Source organism: Streptomyces sp. NPDC030840 (assembly GCF_055572015.1).
In genome coordinates, this window is record NZ_JBVIEE010000033.1 from 77,337 (window position 1) to 96,646 (window position 19,310).

A 19,310-nucleotide genomic window follows, 5' to 3' on the forward strand; every position below is an offset into this window, starting at 1 on the left:
ACAGGGCGGCCCCCCTCGCGCAAGGGGGCGGCCGCCCCGTGCCGACTATTCCAATAACCCAATAGGCGGATAGCTATCCGCCTATCCGGACCGACCGGAGCAGCTCGCGTGCCTGATCACTCCCCCTACGCCCGCCGACTACGTGAAATCGCCGACGCGCTCGACGCCGAGCCCCAGCAGACCGATGACGTTCTCACGCCGCACCCGGACACCCTGGACGTCATCAGAAACCGGCACACCAAACGCGGACAGTTCAACCACGCCGTCCCCGAAGTCCTCGAGCTCCAACGCCGGATCCGGCGCTACAACGCCGACACCGGCGTACCGCACGGAGACATCGTCGCTCTCGCCCTCGACACCTGGCTCCGCGCAAAGGGCTACCCGCCCGACCTCAAGCCACGAGAGACAGACGGTTCCTGACTGCCTTCTGGGCCGTTCCTGCGACCTGATCGGGCAGCATGTCTTGGGCACGGCGGCTGCGGTCACGATGCCGACTGGACGGCGAGCGCCTTGAATGGGTCACATTGGGCCGTCGTCGAGGGGTGCTGCCGGGCGAAGATGACCGCGCCCAGCCACGACGGGCATCGTTTCTGTCCTCGCTCTGTAGAAGCGGGAACGGCAAATCCTTCCCTGAGTACGTGCAGCATCACTCGGTCATGGCAGCGGCCGCCCGTGCGTCACTGGCGCAAGTGCCGGCACACCGCAGACACACGCCCATCCGCCGCTCGACAGTCGCATCGCCACAGCGCCGGATACAGAGCCCCCGTCCGTGGCCGGCCATACGTATCCGCAGCAGGGGTCCACCACCCCCTCATACGCCAGACCCCAGGGAGCAACCGCCGCAGCAGCGACTCCTCCGGGGCGAGTAGGACGCGGGGAGACAGAGGCTCTGGCGGTCCCCATGCCCGCCGCCCGCGTCAGGCAGTTCCTCGACGCTGCCGTCCGGCTCCCCGGCCGCCCTGCCGGACCGCGTCGGCGCGAACCGCGCCACGGTGATCGCGCCCAGTCCGGCCCCGGCCTTCCCTCATCGGAGTTCTCCTCCGGGCGCCGCTCCCCCGACGGCGGCTCCCAACCGGTTGATGTCAGGGCTGTGCAGCACAGTGGGAGCGCTGCCTTGGAGGTGTACGACGGCGATCATCGCGCGGCCCAGGTGCTCGGTCGTGGTCGTGTGCGACGGTGCCAGCCGGTGCAGCAGGGGGTACAGCCACGACGTGAGCCGGTACATCAGACGGTAGGCAGGGGTTTGAGGGACGGCGCCGTTGCGGGGCCGGATGTACAAGGGCCGGAAGACATACGCGTTGAACGGCATCCTCAGCAGTGCGTTCTCGGTACGCCCCAGGACCCGGGCCCACGTCGAGCGGCTCGCTTCGGAGGCGCCCTCCCCCGACACGAAGGTGAAGGTCAGGGACGGGTTGGCGGCACTCACCGCGTCGGCAGCCGCCAGCGTGTGGTCATGGGTGATCCGGAAGTACTCCTCCTCACTGCGGCCGGCCGAGGAGACGCCCGCGCAGTAGAAGCCGGCGTCCAGATGCTCGAACTCGTCTCGCACGGCCGTGAAATCCGTGAAATCGGTATGGACGACCTGCCGGACCTTCGGATGGTCCACGTCCAGAAGGCTGCGCACCACCAGCAGGATGGAGTCGACTTGCTGGTCCAGAAGGCAGGCGCGCAGCACACCCTGGCCGATCATTCCGGACGCCCCGAAGATGACAACCCGCATGAACCGCTCCCGGTGCTAGATCAGGGCAGCGGCGAGGCGGCGCCACTGCGTGCGGGGAAGAGCCGTCAGAGGTGAGGCGGTCGACTCGGCGGTGAGGACTTGAAGGGCGACATGGTCGGCGCCGGCGGCCCGGTGCTCGTCGACCCGGCGCTTCACCGCCGCCTCGTCTCCCCAGGCGATCACGGCGCCGAACAGGCGGTCGCTCACCGTCGTCACGTCCTCTTCCGTGAATCCCAGCCGCAGGAGGCTGTTGGCGTAGTTCGGCTGGGCGAGATACGACCGCAGCCAGTCGCCCGCGACGGCACGTGCTTCGTCCGCGTCCGTGGCGAGGACGACCGTCTGTTCCGGGAGGACGAGCCCTCCGTCGCCCACGGCCTCGCGGGCTCGGCGCGTGTGCTCGGGGGTGACGAGGTAGGGGTGCACGCCCCGGGCCCGCTTCGCAGCCACCTCCAGCATCTTGGGGCCGAGCGCGGCGAGCACCCGGCCCTCGGACGGCACCGGATCGTCCGCCGTGTCCAGCCCGTCGAGGAACGCCGTCATCGCGGCCAGCGGCCGACGGTAGCGGCCGGGTTCCAGGGCGTCGACGCGATGGGCGTGACCCACGCCGACGCCCAACAGGAACCGGTCCCCGTGCGTGGCGGACAGCGAGGCGTACGACGCGGCGACCGCCGTCGGCGTGTGGGCCCACAGGTTCAGTACGCCGGTCGCGACCACCGTCCGGCGGGTGGCGGCCAGCAGCCGGCCGACCGCGTCGAACACTTCGGGCCCGCCGGGGTCCGGCACCCACAACGCGCTGAACCCCAGCTCCTCCAGCTCCGCCGCCGCGTCGGCGGCCTCGGCCGGATCGCCGTAGCCCAGCCCAGGACTCCACACACCCACACCGGAGAGATTCATGCCGACCTTTCGTCATCGGGCGTATCCCGAAGGGACACCACAAATAAAAACGACCCATAGTCGTTTCCTATTCGATCGTGCGGCTGCCGGTCTGTCAATCAAGACCCCGAGGAAGCTGGACGCGGGCAGGGAGCGGTGCGGCGGCGGCCCCCTCTACGTCGGGTACACCGTGGCCGCCCCGGGGGCGCGGAATGAGCAGCGTCACGGCGGTGGCGGCGAGCGCGCCGCCGGCGGCGACCACGAAGGAGACCGTGTAGGCGTGGTCGGTGGGCAGCGGGCCCGCGGCGGTCACACTGCTGGCGAGGATTCCGGCGATGACCTGGCTGCCGAGCGATGAGCCGACCGAGCGCACCAGCGTGTTCACGCCGGTCGCCTCTCCGGTTCTGGCGGCCTCCACGGAGTCGACGATCATGTTGGGCATGGCGGCGAAGCTCAGGCCGATCCCGGCGAAGGCGAGCACGGTGAATCCGAGCACAGCGCCCTGGGAGCCGTGGTCCGCCGCGAGGGCGAACAGGCCCGCGGCGCTGATCACGCCGCCCAGGGCCAAGGGCACCTTGCTCCCGAAGCGGCTGCTCAGCAGACCGGAGAACGGTCCCGCGACCAGCATCGTCAGGGAGCCCGGGAGCATGAGCAGTCCCGCGCGGGTCGCGTCGGCGCCGAAGCCGTAGCCGGACGACTCGGGTGTCTGCACGAGCTGGGGCACCAGCAGGAAGACCCCGAACATGCCGAAGCCGACCAGCAGGGTGGCCAGGTTGGTCATCAGTACCGGCCGTCGCCGAAGGACGGCCATGTCCACCAGGGGCTCGGCCGTCCGCCGCTCCACCAGCACCAACAGCGCCAGAACCGCCACGCCGAGGGCGATCAACCCGAGGGTTCGGCCGCTCGTCCAGCCCCACTTGGTGGCCTGGCTGACGGCGATCAGCGGGACGCTGATACCCATGGCCAGCAGCAAGGTGCCCCACAGGTCGACCCGGCCAGGTGCTCGGTTCGCGGACTCCGGCAACAGCGTCTGCGCCGCGACGGCCGCGAGGAGCGCCATCGCCGTACCGGCCCAGAAGATCCAGCGGTACGAGGCGTGGTCCACCAGCAGGCCGCCCATCAGCAGGCCGATGCCGCCGCCGATACCGGAGATGGCGGACACCAGGCCCACCGCTCTGGCGCGTCGCCGTTCGGGGAAGGTGTCGCGGACGATGCCGAAGCACAGCGGGAAGATGCCGCCACCCGCGCCCATGACGACCCGGCCGGCCACCACCAGGGCCAGGTTGTCCGCCGACGCGGCCATGGCACTGCCCGCCGCGAACAGCACCAGCGCGATCACGAGCAGCCGCCGCTTGCCGAACATGTCGCCGAGCCGCCCGATCACCGGTGTCAGGACCGCGGCCGACACCAGGTAGCCGGTGAACGCCCATGCCATGTCCTGCGCGTCGGCGTGCAGCGAGGCGGTCATGTCGCCCAGGGCCGGTGCGATGGACGTCTGCGCCAGCGAGAAGGTCATCGCAGCCAGCCCCAGAATCGCCATGCCGCGCGCTGCGGATGGTCTCGATGAGGGGTGGGTCTCCTTGGTCACGTGGTTCGTTCCTTTCCGATCCGTTGGCTCGACGTGTTGGTGTTCTCAGGACGCCTGATGGATGGGGCCCTCGCTGAGGGACAGCCGCTCTCCGCTCCCGCCCCACCGCTTGGCGATGATCTCCGCCGCGATGCTCACCGCCGTCTCCTCGGGCGTACGGCCGCCCAGGTCGAGGCCCAGCGGAGAAGACAGGCGGGACAGCTCCCCGTCGGTGAGGCCGCAGGCGCGGAGGCGGGCCAGGCGGTCAGCGTGCGTGCGGCGGGAGCCCATCGCGCCGACGTAGGCCAGGGGGAGGCGCAGGGCGACCTCCAGGACCGGGACGTCGAACTTCGGGTCGTGGGTGAGGACACAGACGGCCGTGCGCTCGTCCACGCGTCCCGCGTCCGCCTCCGCGCGCAGATAGCGGTGGGGCCAGTCCACGACCACCTCGGCGGCTTCCGGGAACCTGTACTCGGTGGCGAAGACGGGGCGGGCGTCGCAGACGGTCACCCGGCGGCCGAGGAACACGCCGATGCGGGCCGTGGCCGCCGCGAAGTCGGTGGCGCCGAACACGATCATGCGGGGCGGGACGGCCAGCACGGAGACGAGAAAGGTGAGGTCCTCGCCCTCGCACTCGCCCTCGGGGCTGTAGCGGAGCGTGCCGGTGCGCCCGTCGGCGAGCAGGGAGCGCGCGTCGGCGGCGACTGTGCCGTCGAGGCGTACCGAGCCGAGGGATCCCGCCGTACGGTCCGGCCACACCACCAGACGGGCCAGAGGGCCGGGGCCGTTCGCGGCGACACGGACCACCACGGCCACGGGCTCTCCGGAGCGCACGGACGCGGCCACCTCGCCGAGCTGCGGGAATCCGGCGCGGTCGATCCGCTCCACGAGGACGTCGATGGTTCCGCCGCAGGGCAGACCTACGGCGAACGCGTCGTCGTCGCCGACCCCGTACCGCTGGAGCACCGGGGCGCCCGTGGCGAGGACGTCCTGGGCGGTGTCGTAGACGGCGCTTTCCACGCAGCCGCCCGAGAGGCTGCCGACCGCCGTGCCGTCGGCGCCGACCAGCATGGCGGCGCCCGGCGGGCGGGGTGCGGACTGCCAGGTGGACACCACCGTGGCCATGGCCACCGGCTCGTCCGCCCGCCACCACCGGTCGAGGTCGTCCAGCACGTCACGCATCAGCTCACCGTCACAGACTGATGTAAGGGACTGTTACATTGCATGTATGAGCCTCTCACATTCACCTCCGGACAGCTCCGTCACCCCCCACCGGCAGGACTCCCTGAGCAGCGCTGTGACCCTGCGGATCAACGCGAGCGAGCACCACCTCACTCTCGACAACCGCGTCACCCTGCTCGACGCCCTGCGCGAGCGGCTCGGCCTCACCGGCACAAAGAAGGGCTGCGACCACGGTCAGTGCGGCGCCTGCACCGTCCTGGTGGACGGCGAGCGCGTGAACAGCTGCCTGACCCTGGCGGTGACGGCCGAGGGCAGGGAGATCGTGACCGTCGAGGGCCTGGCGGAGGGTGACAGGCTGCACCCGGTGCAGCAGGCGTTCCGCGACCACGAGGGACTGCAGTGCGGGTACTGCACCCCGGGCCAGATCTGCTCCGCTATCGGCGCGCTGGCGGAGGCCGAGCGCGGCTGGCCCAGCCATGTGACCGAGGATCTCGCGGCGGACGTGGTCGAACTGGAGGCCGACGAGGTCCGCGAGCGCATGAGCGGCAACCTGTGCCGGTGCGGGGCGTACGGCGGCATCGTCGCGGCCGTTCTCGAAGCCGCAGCCGAGAGCCCGGACCGCGGGAACAGGGGCGCGGCATGAGGGAGTTCGCCTACGTACGCGCGACGGACGCGCAGGAGGCCCAGACGCTGGTCGCGGGGCGACCCGACGCGGTCTACCTGGGCGGTGGCACCAACCTGGTGGACCTGATGAAGCTCGGCGTGACTAGCCCCGGCCTCCTGGTGGACGTCTCGCGGCTGCCCTACGACCGGATCGAACACCGTGCCGACGGGTCCGTGCTGATCGGCGCGGCGGTGCGCAACGCCCCGCTGGCCGGGGACCCCGGCATCCGCCGCCGCTTCCCGCTGCTCGCGGGGGCGCTGCTCGCGGGGGCCTCCGGGCAGCTGCGCTCGGCCGCCACCGTCGGCGGCAACCTGCTGCAGCGCACCCGTTGCGGCTACTTCCACGACGTCACCAAGCCCTGCAACAAGCGGTCCCCCGGCTCCGGCTGCCCGGCCGTTCACGGCGCACACCGGGAGCTGGCCGTGCTCGGCACCTCGGACCACTGCGTGGCCACCCACCCCTCCGACCTGGCCGTCGGCCTGGTGGCGCTGGATGCGATGGCGAGGGTGCGGTCCGCCGACGGTGGCGCGTACGCGGTGCCGGTCGAGGACCTGTACCTGCTGCCCGGGAGCACTCCGCATCGGGAGACCCTGCTCGCGCCCGGCGATCTGATCACCGGTGTGGAGGTGCCGCCGCCCCCGTCCGGGGCCGCGATGCGCTACCGGAAGGTGCGCGATCGCCGGTCGTACGCGTTCGCTCTGGTCAGCGCCGCCGTCTCGGTGTCCGTAGGCGACGACGGCGCGCTGCGGGACATCCGTATCGCGCTGGGCGGCGTCGCCCCGCGGCCGTGGCGGGCCTGGATCGCCGAGGAGCGTCTTCGCGGGCGGCGGCCCGACGGCGCCGCGGTGCGCGCGGCGATGGACGCCGAACTCGCCGGGGCACGCCCGCTGCCCGACAACGCGTTCAAGCTCGACCTGGCCCGCGACCTGGTCACCGCGTGCGTCCGGGACCTGGTTGCCGAACCGACCGAAACCGGTGAGCGACGATGACCACGGCCGAGCGGAGTGAACACCCCACCGGCGCCCCATTGGTGCGCGCCGACAGTCTCGACAAGGTCACCGGCAGCGCCCGGTACGCCTACGAGTACCCGGTACCGGACGTCGCGTACGTCTGGCCGGTCGGCGCGACCATCGCGCGGGGCCGGGTACGGAAGGTCGATCCGTCCGCCGCGCTGGCCGTGCCCGGCGTGCTCGCGGTTCTGGACCAGGACAACACGCCCCGGCTGCGGCCGGGTGCCAGGAGCGCCTTCGTCTCCATGGCGGACCTGTACGTTCTCCAGTCACCCGAGGTGGCCTATCACGGCCAGGCCGTGGCGGCGGTGGTGGCCCTCTCACTGGAAGCGGCCCGCGAGGCCGCCGCTGCGGTGCGCGTGACGTACGAGCGGCAGCCGCACGACGTGGTGCTGCGCGCCGACCACGAAGCGATACGCCAGCCGGAGAGAATGAGCGTCGGCTTGCCTGCCGCCGTGGCGTTCGGCGACGTGGAGCGGGCGCTCGCGGACGCGCCGGTGCGTATCGAGGCGACCTACACCACCCCCGCCGAACACACCAGCCCGCTGGAACCGCACGCCACCATCGCCTCCTGGGACGGGGACCGGCTGACGCTGCACAACAGCGACCAGGCCCCGCACTTCAGCGCCCAGGCCCTCGCCACACTGTTCGGCCTGGAGGAGTCGGCGGTGGAGGTCGTCTCCGAGCACGTCGGCGGCGGTTTCGGCTCCAAGGCGATGCCGCGCGTCCCCACCGTCCTCGTCGCCCTCGCGGCACGCGCCGTCGGACGCCCGGTGAAGATCGCGCTGACCCGGCGGCAGATGGTGTCCCTGGTCCCGTACCGCACGCCCACGATCCAGCGGCTGCGGCTCGGTGCCGACCGCGACGGGCGGCTCGTCGCGGTCGACCATGACGCCGTCCACCAGTGCTCGACGCTGATGGAGTACACGGAAGAGACGGTGGCCCCAACCCCGACCCTGTACGCCGTACCCCACCTGCGCGCCACGGCGCGGGTAGTGGCGCTCGACGTGCCGCCGCCCGGCTGGTTCCGCGCGCCCGGGTACACGCCGGGGATGTTCGCGCTGGAGTCGGCGATGGACGAACTGGCCTGCGCTCTCGGCATCGACCCGATCGAACTGCGGCTCCGCAACCAGCCCGAGACGGACGGCGCTCGCGAACGCGCCTCCTGCCTGCGTGAAGGCGCCGCGCGGTTCGGCTGGGACCGGCGCGCCCCCTCCCCCGGTGCGGGGCGCGAGGGCCGCTGGCTGGTCGGCACCGGTGTCGCCGTCTCCTACCACCCGTACACCGCCCTGCCGACCCAGGCACGCGCCCGCGTCGAACCGGACGGCACGTACCGGGTCACGGTCGGCGCCGTCGACATCGGGACGGGCGCGCGCACCGTGCTTCACCAGGTGGCCGCCGACGCGCTCAGCGCGCCGCTCGACCGGGTCCGCCTCGACATCGGGCGGGCGTCGTTCGGCTTCGCCGCAGCCGCCGGCGGTTCGATGGGCACCTCCTCGTGGAGCCGGGCCGTCCACAAGGCGTGCCGGTTGCTGGCGGCGGAGCTCTTCGCGCACGGCGGCAGCGTGCCGGACGACGGTTTGGAAGTGCTGGCCGACACGACCGAGGACCTGGGGGAGCACACGCCCGGGCACACCCACGGAGCGCAGTTCGCGCAGGTACGAGTGGACACCGACACCGGTGAGATCATGCTCGACCGGCTGCTCGGGGTGTTCGCGGCCGGCAGGATCCTCAATCCGAGGACGGCGCGCTCGCAGTTCCTCGGAGCCATGACGATGGGAGCCTCCATGGCCCTGCTGGAGAGCGGCGAACTCGCCCCCGGCTTCGGCGACTTCGCCGAACAGGACCTCGCCGCCTACCACGTCGCGGCCAACGCCGACATCCGCGACCTGGAGGCGGTGTGGCTGGACGAGCCGGGCGGCCCCGCCGACCCCACCGACGTCAGGGGCATCGGCGAACTCGGGATCGTCGGCACCGCCGCGGCGATCGCCAACGCGTTCCACCACGCCACCGGGGTGCGCGTACGTGACCTGCCGCTGCGCGTCGAACGGTCCCGGCAGGCGCTCGCGGCCAGGCTCCGCGGTCCCGCCCGACCTCGGTAAACTGCGGCAATGGCAATGACGGAGCGGAGGCGCGGGCGCGAGAGCTATCACCACGGCGACCTCGCCACCGCGCTGGTCCGGGCCACCCTGGAGATCGTCGACGAGGTAGGGGTGCGTCGCTTCTCCGTCATCGAGGCCGCGCGCCGCACCGGTGTCAGCCCGGGAGCCCCCTACCGCCACTTCGCCGACCGGGACGCTCTGCTGGTCGCCGCCTCCCTCGATGTCCTGAACAGGGTGAAGGAGCTCTTCCTGGAGGTGCTCGGCACCGCGAAGACGCCGACGGAGCGGCTGGCCGCGGTCGTGGCCGCGTACGTCCGCGTCGCCGCCGACCTCCGTGGCGGGTACGAACTGCTGACCGCTCCCTCCCTGCTGGAGGCCAACCCCGAGCTGCGCGAGGGCAACCGCGCGCTGGCGGACCTGCTGCTGCCGTCAGCGCTGGAGCTGGCTCCCGACGCGGAGTCCGCCCACGCCCTGCTGGACGCGATCTGCTCGCTCATGCGCGGGTATGCGGCACGACTGATCGACGGGGAGTTCGGCGCGTCGGAGCGGGCCGTGGAGGAGATCGCCGCCCGCGCGACGACAGCGACCCGGGCTCTGGTGGCGGGTCACAGGGGCGAAACGGCCGGGCAAGCGGAGAAATGAGCCGAGCCGGTGATGAGGCTTCGCCCATTGACGAACCTCATCACTGGCCGACGCGGAACTGGCCCACAGGACGCAGCCGGCTTTCCGGACGCCTGGACGGGGGAAGCGAGCGGACGACAGGTCGCTCGCACACCGGGGGCCCGCCGCCGTCACCCGAGGTCTGCCCTCTTGGCTCGCCGGCTTGGTGGTCGGTGCGGTGGCTTCTCTGAACTAGCGCCGCGTTGGGTTCGTGGCGATCCCCGGCTGCACATGGTGCAGCGGGTTTGCCGGTACCCGTGGACAGACCCGCAGAGTCGGCCGTAAACGCCCCGACGAGCTTGGCGGCGCACCCGTAGGCGCACCCGGTCCGACTCGCTGGAGCTGCCGTGATCATCACACCGACGGGTGGAATGATCTTTGTTTGGGTGCCGACCGGACGGCAGCCACACTCTCGCCCCACGATGGAGCGCGGCCCCGGCGCGGGATTCAGCAGTGGGGCAGCCGCGCCGACGGCGCCGAACGTCCAGGCCGGTGGCGGGGTGATCATCGCGGACGTCAGGACGTTGGATCCCTGCGCCCCGCAGATCTTCTGGTCGGCTTACCGGACTCTGCCGAGAAGGCGGGTGGCGTGGCGGACGGCGGCGATGGCGTGGCGGTCGTCGGTGGCGCGGGTGGCGACGGCGATCTCCACGGGCGGTCCGTCGAGCGGGACGAACCGGACGTCCGGGTGTGGGTAGAAGCGGCCGGCGGCTTCGGCGTGCAGGGCTATGCGGCCGGTTGTCGCCACGGCTCCTGGTATGGCGGCGGGGTGGCGCAGGGCGCCGCGGCTGTGGGATCCGTCGGCGGCGGGGCCGGACCATGCTTCGAGCGCGGGATGAGCGAGGGCGGTGGGCAGCCACGGGCTGTCACTGAGGTCGGCTTCGGTCAGCCGGTCGGCGTCGGCGAGAGGGGAGCGGGCGGGGACGACCACGACCCGGGGCATGGTCAGGGCGTGCTCGAAAACGAGCCCGTCGACGGGGCCGACGTACTGGACGATGCCCACGTCGACCCGGTGGCTGCGGACCGCTTCGTACTGGTCGGCCAGGTCCAGTTCGGCGTAGGAGAAGGCGATTTCAGGATCGTGGCCGTGCACTTTCGCGGTGAGATCCGGCCAGTGTTCGGCGAGTCCGAATCCCAGGACTCCCAGCGTGAGGAGCTTTTCGTCGGTGGCGCAGCGGCGGCGGTGTTCGGTGAGGGAGTCCACGGTGTCGAGGAGGGCTCGGGCTTCGGCGATCAGTCGCTCGCCCTCAGGGGTGAGGGCCACGTGGCGGCTGGTGCGTTCGAAGAGCTTGGTGCCCAGTTCCCGTTCCAGCCGCTGGATGTGGCGGCCGAAGGGCTGGGGGCTGATGTAGTGCCGCTGCGCAGCCCTGCCGAAGTGCAGTTCCTCCGCCAGTGTCACCGCGTAGCGGAGCGCCCGGATGTCCATGCCTGTGCCTCCGTGCCGTTCCGTACCGCCGCACTGCCGGTGCTTCCGTCTACGCCAGAGGAGCCCGGGCCGTCAACACCTCGGTCGCGGCCGGTTCACAACCGTTTCGGCTGATGATCCCTGGCGTGATCCTCTGGTGTGGTGAGTCCACGGGAGGCACTGCCTCTGTGGCTCGGATGACGAAGGAGTCATCATCATGGCTCGGCATCGCGTTGTGCTGCGCGGCGGCACCGTCCTCACCATGGATCCGCATCTGGGGAACCTGCCCCGGGGCGATGTGCTGATCGAGGACGGTGTGATCGCCGCGGTGGCACCGGACCTCTCCGTCGACGAGGCGGAGACGGTGGACGTCACGGGACACATCGTGGCACCCGGCATGATCGACACACACCGGCACACCTGGCAGACGCAGCTGCGCGCCCTGTGCGCCGACTGGACCCTGGCGGACTACCTGTTCGGCATCCGGCTCGGCGTCTCGCCGGCCTACCTCGCCGAAGACGTCCACCTGGGCAATCACCTCGGCGCCCTGGACGCCCTGAACTCCGGCGTCACCACGATCCTGGACTTCTCGCACTGCAACAACACGCCCGAGCACGCCGACGCCGCGATCACCGGGCTGCGGGACGCGGGAATCCGCGCGGTGTTCGGCTACGGCTTCTTCGAGTCGAACCCGCTCCAGCCGCCGCACTTCACCGACCACGCCTCGCGCCTGGCGGACTTCCGGCGCGTCGCCGACACCCACTTCCCGAGCCGGGACGCGCTGCTGACCCTCGGGGTGGCGCTCACCGAGTACGGCACGCGGCCGTTCGACACCACCCGCGCCGAGATCGCCGCCGCCCGCGAACACGACGCGCTGATCGTCACACACACCGGCTGCGTGTGGTCACTGCCGAGCGGCGTGCGTGAATTCGCCGCGGCGGGCCTGCTCGGACCGGACCAGGTCCACGTGCACTGCAACACCCTCACCGACGAGGAGTGGCGCCTGCTGGCCGACCACGGCGCCAAGCTGTCGATCTCGGTGGAGACCGAACTCAACATGGGCATGGGTCGCCCCGCCTTCGCAGCCGCCCGCCTGCACGGCATCAAACCGACCCTGTCCTGCGACGTCGTCTCCCTCAACACCGGCGACCTGTTCACCCAGACCCGCATGGGCCTGGCCTTCCAACGCTGGGCCGACACCGAGAACCTCAACCTCGCCGGCTCAGACCCCACCGAGGTGACCGTCACCGCGCAGGAGGCGCTGGCCTGGACCACCGTCAACGCGGCCGAGGCGATCGGACTCGATCACCGCATCGGCAGCCTCACCCCCGGCAAGCAGGCCGACATCATCGTGACCGGCGGGCCCGGCATGTCCCAGCACCCGCACCTCGACCCCGCCGGCACCCTCGTCTTCCAGACCACCCCCGCCGACATCCGCCACGTCCTGGTCGCCGGCCGCTTCGCCAAGCGCGACGGCCGCCTCACCGGCACCGACCTTCCGGCCCTGCTCGCACGGGCTGACGCCTCGGCCGAAACAGTCCTCGGCCGGCTCGCCGACGCCGGGCGACCCCTGCCCGGCACCCCGCCGGAAGCATGGGGCTTCATCGCCCGCATGTCGTCGGAACTCCAGGCGGCTCCGGAACACCAGAAGTCCGGAAAGTGATCATGCGCTTCGTCACCTACACCGAGAACGACGGCGACATCGACAGCGACGACGGCGACCGCGTCGGCGTACTCGACGCCGACGACCTCGTCCACGCGCTCCCACCCGGTGTCCGTCTCATCGACCTGCTCGAGGACCCGCAGCGGTTGCGCGACGCTGCGGACAACGCGTTGTGCGATCCCCGTGCCGTGCACCCCTACGCCTCGCTCAGGCTGCGGGCGCCGATTCCCCAGCCGCCGACCGTGCGGGACTTCATGACCTTCGAGAGCCACGTCGAGGGCGTGGCCAGACTGGGCGGACCAGAGGCAGGCCCGCCCGAGCAGTGGTACGAGGCTCCGGCCTTCTACTTCACCAACCCCTACGCCATCCAGGGCCCGCAGGACGACGTGCGCATCCCGCCGGGCTGCACGCGCTTCGACTTCGAACTGGAGGTCGCCGCCGTGATCGGCCGAGCCGGCCGGGACCTGAGCGTCGACGAGGCCGAGTCCCACATCGCCGGATACGTGCTGATGAACGACTGGTCCGCACGCGACCTGCAGTTCACGGAGATGCAGGTCCGCCTCGGCCCCGCCAAGGGCAAGGACAGCGCCACCACGCTCGGCCCGGTGTTCGTCACCCCCGACGAACTGGAGCCCCACCGCGCGGGCAACGCCTACGGCCTGCGGATGACGGCGGCCGTCAACGGGACCGCCGTCGGCGAGGACATGTGGAGCAACATGGCCTTCAGCTACGCCCAGATGATCGCCTACGCATCGCGGGGCACCGAGGTCCGCACCGGCGACATCCTCGGCTCCGGGACCTGCGGCGGCGGCTGCCTGGCCGAACTGTGGGGACGCCGCGGGCTCGACGCCCACCCGCCCCTGGCTCCGGGAGACACCGTCACCCTCAGCGTCGGGCACCTGGGAACCCAGATCTGCCGCGTGACCGAGCCTGCCGAGCGCCCCGCCGGCGACCTGCGGGCCACCTCGCACCCGCACCACGGAGGCCGCCCATGACCCCCGCCCCGAGCCTGCCACCGAACACCGCGGGCACAGCCCACGCCGTGGCCCCGGGTGTGTACGCCTGGATCCAGCAGGACGGTTCCTGGTGGATCAACAACGCCGGGTTCGTCATCACCGACGACCACATCGTCCTCATCGACACCTGCGCCACCGAGAACCGCACCCGGGACCTGCTGGGCGCCGTCGGCCGGGCGGCACCAGGCACACCGATCCGCTACCTGGTCAACACCCACCTGCACGGCGACCACACCCACGGCAACAGCCTGCTGCCCCCCACCACAGTGGTCATCGCGCACGAAGCCACCCGCGAAGGCATCCTGACCGACACCGTCATCGACGGCTGCCCACCGATCTGGCAGCCCGTCCCCGACTGGGGCGCGGTCACCCGGCGCGCCCCGGACCTCACCATCCGCACAGCACTCACCCTGCACAGCGACAGCCATCCCATCGAACTCCACCACCCCGGCCACCCCGCCCACACCAGAGGCGACCTGATCGCCTGGCTCCCCGCACAACGCGTGCTGTTCGCCGGAGACCTGCTCTTCCACCGCGTCACCCCCCTGGTGTTCATGGGCTCCCTGGACGGCGCCCTGCGCTCCCTGGACTGGATCGCCTCCTTCGCACCCGAACACGTGGTACCGGGCCACGGCCCCGTCATCGACGCACACACCCTGCCGACGGTGCTCGACCAGCACCGCGCGTACTACCGACTCGTCCACACCACCGCCCAGGCCGGCCTTCGCGACGGCCTCACACCCCTGCAAGCGGCACGCATCTGCCGCCTCGGCCCGTTCGCCGACCTGCCCGACGCGGAACGCATCGTCCTCAACCTGCACCGCGCCTACGCCGACACCACCGGCCACCCCTTCGACCTGCCCCAGGCATTCACCGACGCGATCACCTACAACTCAGGCCCCCTCCACAGCCGGGTCTGACCGCGTCGGCCTGACTCACGCACCCATACACCAGGACGGCCCCACGATCACCCACTGACCCAAGTGGAGTACCGCCCGGTCCGGCCGAACACGGTCGCCGAGTTCGTCGCCGCCACCGCCACCGTCATCGACGCCAGCGATACCGTCACCCGGTCCGCTTCGCACGCCTGCGCTACGACCTCACCCCGGAGCAGACACTGCCCTTCCGGCCTGAGCCCGCCGGCTGTCTCTTCCTCGCAGGGCCCCTATCACCCCTGCCGAGCAGACCGCGCAGCTGGCAGCCCCAGCAGGATGGGCCCACCCGCTGCTGCGGAGTCGATCTGGCCGATCTTGGCCTCGGCGCCGGCCAGGCTGACGCGGAGCCCTTCGATCTCGCCGAGCCAGCCCTCCCCTTCGGCCGGATCGGACACTAGCCACTCCGCAGCGCAGGCCCCCGCCCCCTGCGGACGCTGTTGGCGCGATGAGTTCCCTCGGCTCAGGAAGCGGTGAAGTCCTGCGGCTCGAAGCGACCGATTTCGGCGCGAAGCCGGTCGGTGGACCAGGGCCAGCTGAAGCTGTTGCGGCCGTTGGCGTCGAGGTAGTAGCTCCTGCACCCACCGGCGTTGTAGACGGTGCCGGCCAGCGCGGTCTGCAGCCGGGCGTTGTAGGCGGTCTGCACGTCGCCGCGTACCTCCAGCACCGCCCAACTCTCCTCCCGTGCGGCCTTGATGGCGCCCAGGACGAGGTCGAGCTGTGCCTCCAGAATGGCGAACGCCGACGAGTGCCCGGTGCCCAGGCCGGGGCCGAGGAGCAGGAAGGCGTTGGGGAAGCCCGCGACGACGGTGCCGAGGTACGCCTCGGGGGAGCCCTGCCAGCGGTCGGCGAGCGAGTGGCCGGCTCCGTCTCGGACCAGGCCCGCGAGCGGCATGTCGAGGATGTGGAAGCCGGTGCCGAGGATGATCGCGTCCACCTCGGCGGCGCTGCCGTCGGCGCCGTGCACGGTGTTGCCTTCGACGGCGTGCACCGCGGCGGCGTGCACGTCGACATTGGATCGCCTCAACGCGGGGTAGTAGTGGTTGGAGAACAGGATGCGCTTGCAGCCGATGGTGTAGTGGGGGGTCAGCTTGCGGCGCAGTTCGGCGTCGCGGACCGTGGCCCACAGGTGGGCCCGTGCGATGGCCTGGACGCCACGCATCAGCCCGGGGCGCCGGAATCCATGTCCGAGCGTCTCCATGGCCCGGTACTCCAGCCCTGCCACCGCGGCTCGCGCGCCCGGCAGGTGGCGCATCGCCCACCGTTCGGCCTTCGGTATGTGATGGTCCAGCTTGGGCAGCACCCACTGGGCGGTGCGCTGGAACACATGCAAGCGGGCGACGTCGGGGGCGATCGCCGGGACGAACTGCACGGCCGAGGCGCCGGTGCCGAGCACCGCGACGCGCTTGCCGCGCAGGTCGTAGTCGTGGTTCCAGCGCGCGGAGTGGAACACCTCGCCGGGGAAACCGTCGAGGCCGGGGACGTCCGGGACGAGAGGCTCGTTCCACGGGCCGGCGCCGGCGATCAGGAACCGGGCGGTGAACTCACCGGCGTCGGTGCGGACGAGCCAGCGGGCCTGGCCGGGCTGCCATCGCGCTTCGGTCATACGCACCCCGAACCGGGTGTGTTCGCGCAGCCGGTACGTGTCGGCGACCCGCCTCACGTACGTGAGGATTTCCGGCTGGTGCGCGTACACCCGCGTCCAGTCCGGGTTCGGAGCGAAGGAGTAGCTGTAGAGGCGGGACGGTACGTCGCACTGGCAGCCGGGATAGGTGTTCGCCCGCCACGTGCCGCCGAAGTCGTCGGCCGCCTCGATGATCAGGAAGTCCCGGATACCGGCGCCGCGGAGCCTGGCCCCGGCGCCAACCCCGGAGATGCCGGCGCCGACGACGATGACCTCGACGTGTGTGCTCATGCCGCAATGCTCCTGTCGATGGCTCGCTTGACGCGGTCGGGTGCGGTGCGCAGGGAGATGTCGAGCGTGGCCGTACGCCGCCGTGGGTCCATGAAGTTGGCCCCCATCACGGCCAGTTCCTCCACCCCGGGCTCGATTCGGACGACGCGGCATCCCGCCGCACGCAAGAGGCGTTCTTCGGCGTCGACGGTCCGGGTCATCCAGCGGCGCAGGATCCGTTCGAGACGGCTCAGGCCGGTGGCGGGTGCGCCCCCGGAGGTCGACATGGGAGCGACGATCACCACCTCGTCCACGCCCAGGGGTACGAGGAGGTCCGCCGAGGTCGGGGACACGGCGCCGCCGTCGAGGTAGGTCCGCCCGTCGATCCGCACCGGCGGGAACCAGCCCGGGATCGCCCAGGACGCGGCGATCGCGCTGCCCAGGTCCGTGGCCGGAGCTCCCGGCGCGCCGAACGCGACCCGCCGGCCCGAGCGCGCGTCGGCCGCCACCAGCCAGGTGTGCGTGGAATCCGGCCACGGGCGGCCCTCGGTCAGCGCGGCACCGAAGCGGTGCAGCCAACGCGCATCACCCCGGCCGCGCGGCAGCAGCCCCACCAGCCCCGACCCCGGCGAGACCCGGCCGCGTACGGCAGCGGTCACCAGCCCCGACCCCGGCAGCCCGGGCCACGGGACGGGAGGCAGTGCACCCGGGTGGGCGTGGACGTGTCCGAGTAGCACCGGGTCCGCGCCAGTGTCTCCCCGTACCGCCGCGAGCAGGTCGGACACGGACCGCCCGGAGCCGAGAGCGGACACGACTTCTGCGCCGGCGGACGTCCCCACCGACACCTCGGCGGTCCGCACGTCCCAGTCCAGCTCCGCTTCCACTGCGGTGAGCGCGGCGACGGTCCAGGCGAAGCCGAGCGTGCCGCCGCACCCGACCACCAGTGCACGACTTGGAACCACAGATCCCCCTGGAATTCAGATACCAATGGAATCCGGAAGCTAGCGGTATTCTGCATGCGTGGCAAGACTGACCCGGACCGAGAGCCAGGCCCGCACCCGCGAACACGTCCTCGACACCGCGCACGACCTCTTCCTGCGCGATGGCTTCACGAAGACCTCCATCGAGCGGGTCGCGGAGGCCGCCGGCTACTCGAAGGGCGCGGTGTACTCCAACTTCGCGACCAAGAACGAGCTTTGCCTGGCCGTCCTGGACCGCATTGCCCTGCAGCAAGTGGCGTACATCGCCGCCGAGATGGGAGACGCGCCCCGCCTGGAGGACAGGCTCGCGGGTTTCGCCCGGTGGGCCGAGCAGCACATAGGCGACAGCTCGTGGACCGCACTGGAAGTCGAGTTCGCCACCGCCAACCGCCGCGACGCACACGTCTGCGAACAGCTCGCCCACCGACGGCGCGCCGTCACCGAGGCCCTCGCGGACCTCATCCGGGCTCAGATGCAGGAACTGGGCGTCACGCCCCACATGCCCGCGGACACCGCCGCCTTCGTCCTTCTCAGTCTCGGGATCGGCATCGGCGTCCAGCGCGCGTTCGACCCCACCGTCCCCGTACAGCCGCTCGTGGACCTGCTCCGTCAGGTCATGACCGACTGACCCCGCCCCGGATCACGGCAGGCACCCGGGCTCGCGCCGGCGCCTGATGCGAGCGTGCACCGCGACAGCGGACTCATGTCCTCAGTCCGTGGCGAGTCCCTCAACCTCGGTACAGCGCATGATCTTGCCGCCTGCTCCCCAAGTCCCGTCCGGCTGCTCATGGATGAGCACGCACACCCGGAGCGCCTGGTCCGCACCGAGCCCCGCGGCGGCCAGCACCAGTTCCGTCGCCTCTCCAACCAGACCTGGGCGCCGCTCGTCATCGAGGACCCCGAACGGCACGGTGACGTCGACCCGGAAGCGCGGGCGTCATCGGCTGCGGTGACCAGCGCCCCGGCAGGCAGCACATGCAGGCAGGACTACAGCAGGGAACGGAATATCTCCCGGCCGGGTGCGCCCTCCCCACGTGAGCAGGGCACGCGCCAGGCCCCGTTTGATGCTCGCCGCGCCTTCCTCGGTCAGCGCACCCACGGGCACAGTGAGATCGATCTGGGACATAGCCCTTCTTCTCTCTTCCGCCAGGTCCTCGGCGGGACGAGCCTGGTCACCTGGCCATTGATGCCGACTGCCTGGCCGAGGCCTCCGCCTATGCTCAGCTCGTGCCGCCGCCTTTCGCGGTGTCCTCGTCGGCCTGCACCAGCTGGGCAATCACCGGAACCCGGTCCCGCCGGCCGAGGCCAACAGCATCATCGCGCGCCGGCAGCACACCGAGCTGGCGCTGCCCCGACGCACGATCTGCTGCAGCTTCTGCCCCTCCTGGTTGGTCAGTCTGCGCACTCGGACAGGCTCAGCCACCGCACCCCCAGCACTCGGATCGGACGTCACCGCACATCCAAACGCCCCGACCACCAACCCGGCGGGCCAATGCGGTCAGAGCACTAGTAGGACTCCGTTAGGTCTGTCTTGATCTTGGTGTGGTTCTGCTGGGTAGGGGTTGGTGGCAGGTGGTGCAGGTGCCGGTCCAGCAGTTCAGCAGGTCTTGGAGGGTGTCGAGGATCTGGTAGAGGGTGAGTC

The 19,310-nt window shown here is 71.2% G+C and carries 18 protein-coding genes and 1 pseudogene; 9 read left to right on the forward strand and 10 right to left on the reverse strand.

Going from position 1 to position 19,310, the window contains the following annotated elements:
- Nucleotides 1–108: 108 nt before the first annotated feature.
- On the forward strand, nucleotides 109–420 hold the full coding sequence (locus ACZ49J_RS41885; RefSeq protein WP_467456366.1) for a hypothetical protein: 312 nt from the start codon (nucleotides 109–111) through the stop codon (nucleotides 418–420).
- Between the two features lie 604 nt (nucleotides 421–1,024).
- Here the strand turns inward: ACZ49J_RS41885 and ACZ49J_RS41890 are convergent.
- From ACZ49J_RS41890 to ACZ49J_RS41905, 4 genes are all read right to left on the reverse strand, one after another.
- Nucleotides 1,025–1,720 carry an NAD-dependent epimerase/dehydratase family protein gene (locus ACZ49J_RS41890; RefSeq protein ID WP_467456368.1) on the reverse strand — a complete coding sequence of 232 codons (696 nt, stop codon included), beginning with the start codon at nucleotides 1,718–1,720 and terminating at the stop codon, nucleotides 1,025–1,027.
- Between the two features lie 15 nt (nucleotides 1,721–1,735).
- The gene (locus ACZ49J_RS41895; RefSeq protein WP_467456369.1) at nucleotides 1,736–2,614 is read right to left on the reverse strand and encodes a TIGR03620 family F420-dependent LLM class oxidoreductase; all 879 of its coding nucleotides are present in this window, start codon (nucleotides 2,612–2,614) and stop codon (nucleotides 1,736–1,738) included.
- A 94-nt stretch (nucleotides 2,615–2,708) separates the two neighbouring features.
- Nucleotides 2,709–4,133, reverse strand: a complete 1,425-nt coding sequence (locus ACZ49J_RS41900; RefSeq protein ID WP_468352081.1) for an MFS transporter — start codon at nucleotides 4,131–4,133, stop codon at nucleotides 2,709–2,711.
- 93 nt (nucleotides 4,134–4,226) lie between these two features.
- Nucleotides 4,227–5,342, reverse strand: a complete 1,116-nt coding sequence (locus ACZ49J_RS41905; RefSeq protein WP_467456373.1) for an XdhC family protein — start codon at nucleotides 5,340–5,342, stop codon at nucleotides 4,227–4,229.
- A gap of 46 nt (nucleotides 5,343–5,388) precedes the next feature.
- Here ACZ49J_RS41905 and ACZ49J_RS41910 point away from each other — a divergent pair, with 46 nt between their 5' ends.
- From ACZ49J_RS41910 to ACZ49J_RS41925, 4 genes are read left to right on the forward strand one after another with little or no spacing between them, the layout of a single operon-like run.
- Nucleotides 5,389–5,985, forward strand: coding sequence for a 2Fe-2S iron-sulfur cluster-binding protein (locus ACZ49J_RS41910; RefSeq protein ID WP_467456374.1), 597 nt, complete (start codon nucleotides 5,389–5,391; stop codon nucleotides 5,983–5,985).
- The gene (locus tag ACZ49J_RS41915; RefSeq protein WP_467456375.1) at nucleotides 5,982–6,995 is read left to right on the forward strand and encodes an FAD binding domain-containing protein; all 1,014 of its coding nucleotides are present in this window, start codon (nucleotides 5,982–5,984) and stop codon (nucleotides 6,993–6,995) included. Before ACZ49J_RS41910 ends, ACZ49J_RS41915 begins: the two co-directional genes overlap by 4 nt.
- Nucleotides 6,992–9,118 carry a xanthine dehydrogenase family protein molybdopterin-binding subunit gene (locus ACZ49J_RS41920; protein WP_467456377.1) on the forward strand — a complete coding sequence of 709 codons (2,127 nt, stop codon included), beginning with the start codon at nucleotides 6,992–6,994 and terminating at the stop codon, nucleotides 9,116–9,118. Before ACZ49J_RS41915 ends, ACZ49J_RS41920 begins: the two co-directional genes overlap by 4 nt.
- A gap of 9 nt (nucleotides 9,119–9,127) precedes the next feature.
- A complete protein-coding gene (locus ACZ49J_RS41925) occupies nucleotides 9,128–9,760 on the forward strand; it encodes a TetR/AcrR family transcriptional regulator (protein WP_467456378.1) in 633 nt (210 codons plus the stop codon).
- 577 nt (nucleotides 9,761–10,337) lie between these two features.
- Here ACZ49J_RS41925 and ACZ49J_RS41930 read toward each other — a convergent pair.
- On the reverse strand, nucleotides 10,338–11,204 hold the full coding sequence (locus ACZ49J_RS41930) for a LysR family transcriptional regulator (RefSeq protein ID WP_467456379.1): 867 nt from the start codon (nucleotides 11,202–11,204) through the stop codon (nucleotides 10,338–10,340).
- Between the two features lie 196 nt (nucleotides 11,205–11,400).
- On the opposite strand from ACZ49J_RS41930, the gene ACZ49J_RS41935 reads away from it, so the two are divergent.
- From ACZ49J_RS41935 to ACZ49J_RS41945, 3 genes are read left to right on the forward strand one after another with little or no spacing between them, the layout of a single operon-like run.
- A complete protein-coding gene (locus tag ACZ49J_RS41935) occupies nucleotides 11,401–12,846 on the forward strand; it encodes an amidohydrolase family protein (RefSeq protein ID WP_467456381.1) in 1,446 nt (481 codons plus the stop codon).
- A gap of 2 nt (nucleotides 12,847–12,848) precedes the next feature.
- Complete coding sequence (locus ACZ49J_RS41940) at nucleotides 12,849–13,841, forward strand: fumarylacetoacetate hydrolase family protein (RefSeq protein WP_467456392.1); 993 nt, start codon at nucleotides 12,849–12,851, stop codon at nucleotides 13,839–13,841.
- A complete protein-coding gene (locus ACZ49J_RS41945; protein WP_467456382.1) occupies nucleotides 13,838–14,782 on the forward strand; it encodes an MBL fold metallo-hydrolase in 945 nt (314 codons plus the stop codon). Before ACZ49J_RS41940 ends, ACZ49J_RS41945 begins: the two co-directional genes overlap by 4 nt.
- 248 nt (nucleotides 14,783–15,030) lie before the next feature.
- On the opposite strand, the gene ACZ49J_RS41950 is transcribed toward ACZ49J_RS41945, so the two are convergent.
- The 3 genes from ACZ49J_RS41950 to ACZ49J_RS41960 all read right to left on the reverse strand — a co-directional run bounded on the left by ACZ49J_RS41950 (nucleotide 15,031) and on the right by ACZ49J_RS41960 (nucleotide 17,650).
- A complete protein-coding gene (locus ACZ49J_RS41950; RefSeq protein ID WP_467456383.1) occupies nucleotides 15,031–15,192 on the reverse strand; it encodes a hypothetical protein in 162 nt (53 codons plus the stop codon).
- A 65-nt stretch (nucleotides 15,193–15,257) separates the two neighbouring features.
- Complete coding sequence (locus ACZ49J_RS41955; protein ID WP_467456384.1) at nucleotides 15,258–16,709, reverse strand: flavin-containing monooxygenase; 1,452 nt, start codon at nucleotides 16,707–16,709, stop codon at nucleotides 15,258–15,260.
- Nucleotides 16,706–17,650, reverse strand: coding sequence for a patatin-like phospholipase family protein (locus ACZ49J_RS41960; protein WP_467456385.1), 945 nt, complete (start codon nucleotides 17,648–17,650; stop codon nucleotides 16,706–16,708). The genes ACZ49J_RS41955 and ACZ49J_RS41960 overlap by 4 nt, the downstream gene beginning before the upstream one ends.
- Before the next feature lie 58 nt (nucleotides 17,651–17,708).
- On the opposite strand from ACZ49J_RS41960, the gene ACZ49J_RS41965 reads away from it, so the two are divergent.
- On the forward strand, nucleotides 17,709–18,296 hold the full coding sequence (locus tag ACZ49J_RS41965; RefSeq protein WP_467456387.1) for a TetR/AcrR family transcriptional regulator: 588 nt from the start codon (nucleotides 17,709–17,711) through the stop codon (nucleotides 18,294–18,296).
- Nucleotides 18,297–18,377: 81 nt separating this feature from the next.
- Here ACZ49J_RS41965 and ACZ49J_RS41970 read toward each other — a convergent pair whose 3' ends face one another.
- Both ACZ49J_RS41970 and ACZ49J_RS41975 read right to left on the reverse strand, forming a co-directional pair.
- Entirely contained in the window at nucleotides 18,378–18,578 is a 201-nt protein-coding gene (locus tag ACZ49J_RS41970) for a tautomerase family protein (protein WP_467456388.1), read from the reverse strand.
- Between the two features lie 328 nt (nucleotides 18,579–18,906).
- Nucleotides 18,907–19,091 (reverse strand): annotated as a pseudogene (locus ACZ49J_RS41975) (IS630 family transposase); the annotation flags it as partial.
- Nucleotides 19,092–19,310: the final 219 nt, after the last annotated feature.

Bases quoted from the DNA above. Each gene is read 5' to 3' on its own strand.
- ACZ49J_RS41890 (WP_467456368.1), bottom strand. From the start codon at position 1,720: ATGCGGGTTGTCATCTTCGGGGCGTCCGGAATGATCGGCCAGGGTGTG.
- ACZ49J_RS41895 (WP_467456369.1), bottom strand. From the start codon at position 2,614: ATGAATCTCTCCGGTGTGGGTGTGTGGAGTCCTGGGCTGGGCTACGGC.
- ACZ49J_RS41900 (WP_468352081.1), bottom strand. From the start codon at position 4,133: ATGGCGATTCTGGGGCTGGCTGCGATGACCTTCTCGCTGGCGCAGACG.
- ACZ49J_RS41905 (WP_467456373.1), bottom strand. From the start codon at position 5,342: ATGCGTGACGTGCTGGACGACCTCGACCGGTGGTGGCGGGCGGACGAG.
- ACZ49J_RS41910 (WP_467456374.1), top strand. From the start codon at position 5,389: ATGAGCCTCTCACATTCACCTCCGGACAGCTCCGTCACCCCCCACCGG.
- ACZ49J_RS41915 (WP_467456375.1), top strand. From the start codon at position 5,982: ATGAGGGAGTTCGCCTACGTACGCGCGACGGACGCGCAGGAGGCCCAG.
- ACZ49J_RS41920 (WP_467456377.1), top strand. From the start codon at position 6,992: ATGACCACGGCCGAGCGGAGTGAACACCCCACCGGCGCCCCATTGGTG.
- ACZ49J_RS41925 (WP_467456378.1), top strand. From the start codon at position 9,128: ATGGCAATGACGGAGCGGAGGCGCGGGCGCGAGAGCTATCACCACGGC.
- ACZ49J_RS41930 (WP_467456379.1), bottom strand. From the start codon at position 11,204: ATGGACATCCGGGCGCTCCGCTACGCGGTGACACTGGCGGAGGAACTG.
- ACZ49J_RS41935 (WP_467456381.1), top strand. From the start codon at position 11,401: ATGGCTCGGCATCGCGTTGTGCTGCGCGGCGGCACCGTCCTCACCATG.
- ACZ49J_RS41940 (WP_467456392.1), top strand. From the start codon at position 12,849: ATGCGCTTCGTCACCTACACCGAGAACGACGGCGACATCGACAGCGAC.
- ACZ49J_RS41945 (WP_467456382.1), top strand. From the start codon at position 13,838: ATGACCCCCGCCCCGAGCCTGCCACCGAACACCGCGGGCACAGCCCAC.
- ACZ49J_RS41955 (WP_467456384.1), bottom strand. From the start codon at position 16,709: ATGAGCACACACGTCGAGGTCATCGTCGTCGGCGCCGGCATCTCCGGG.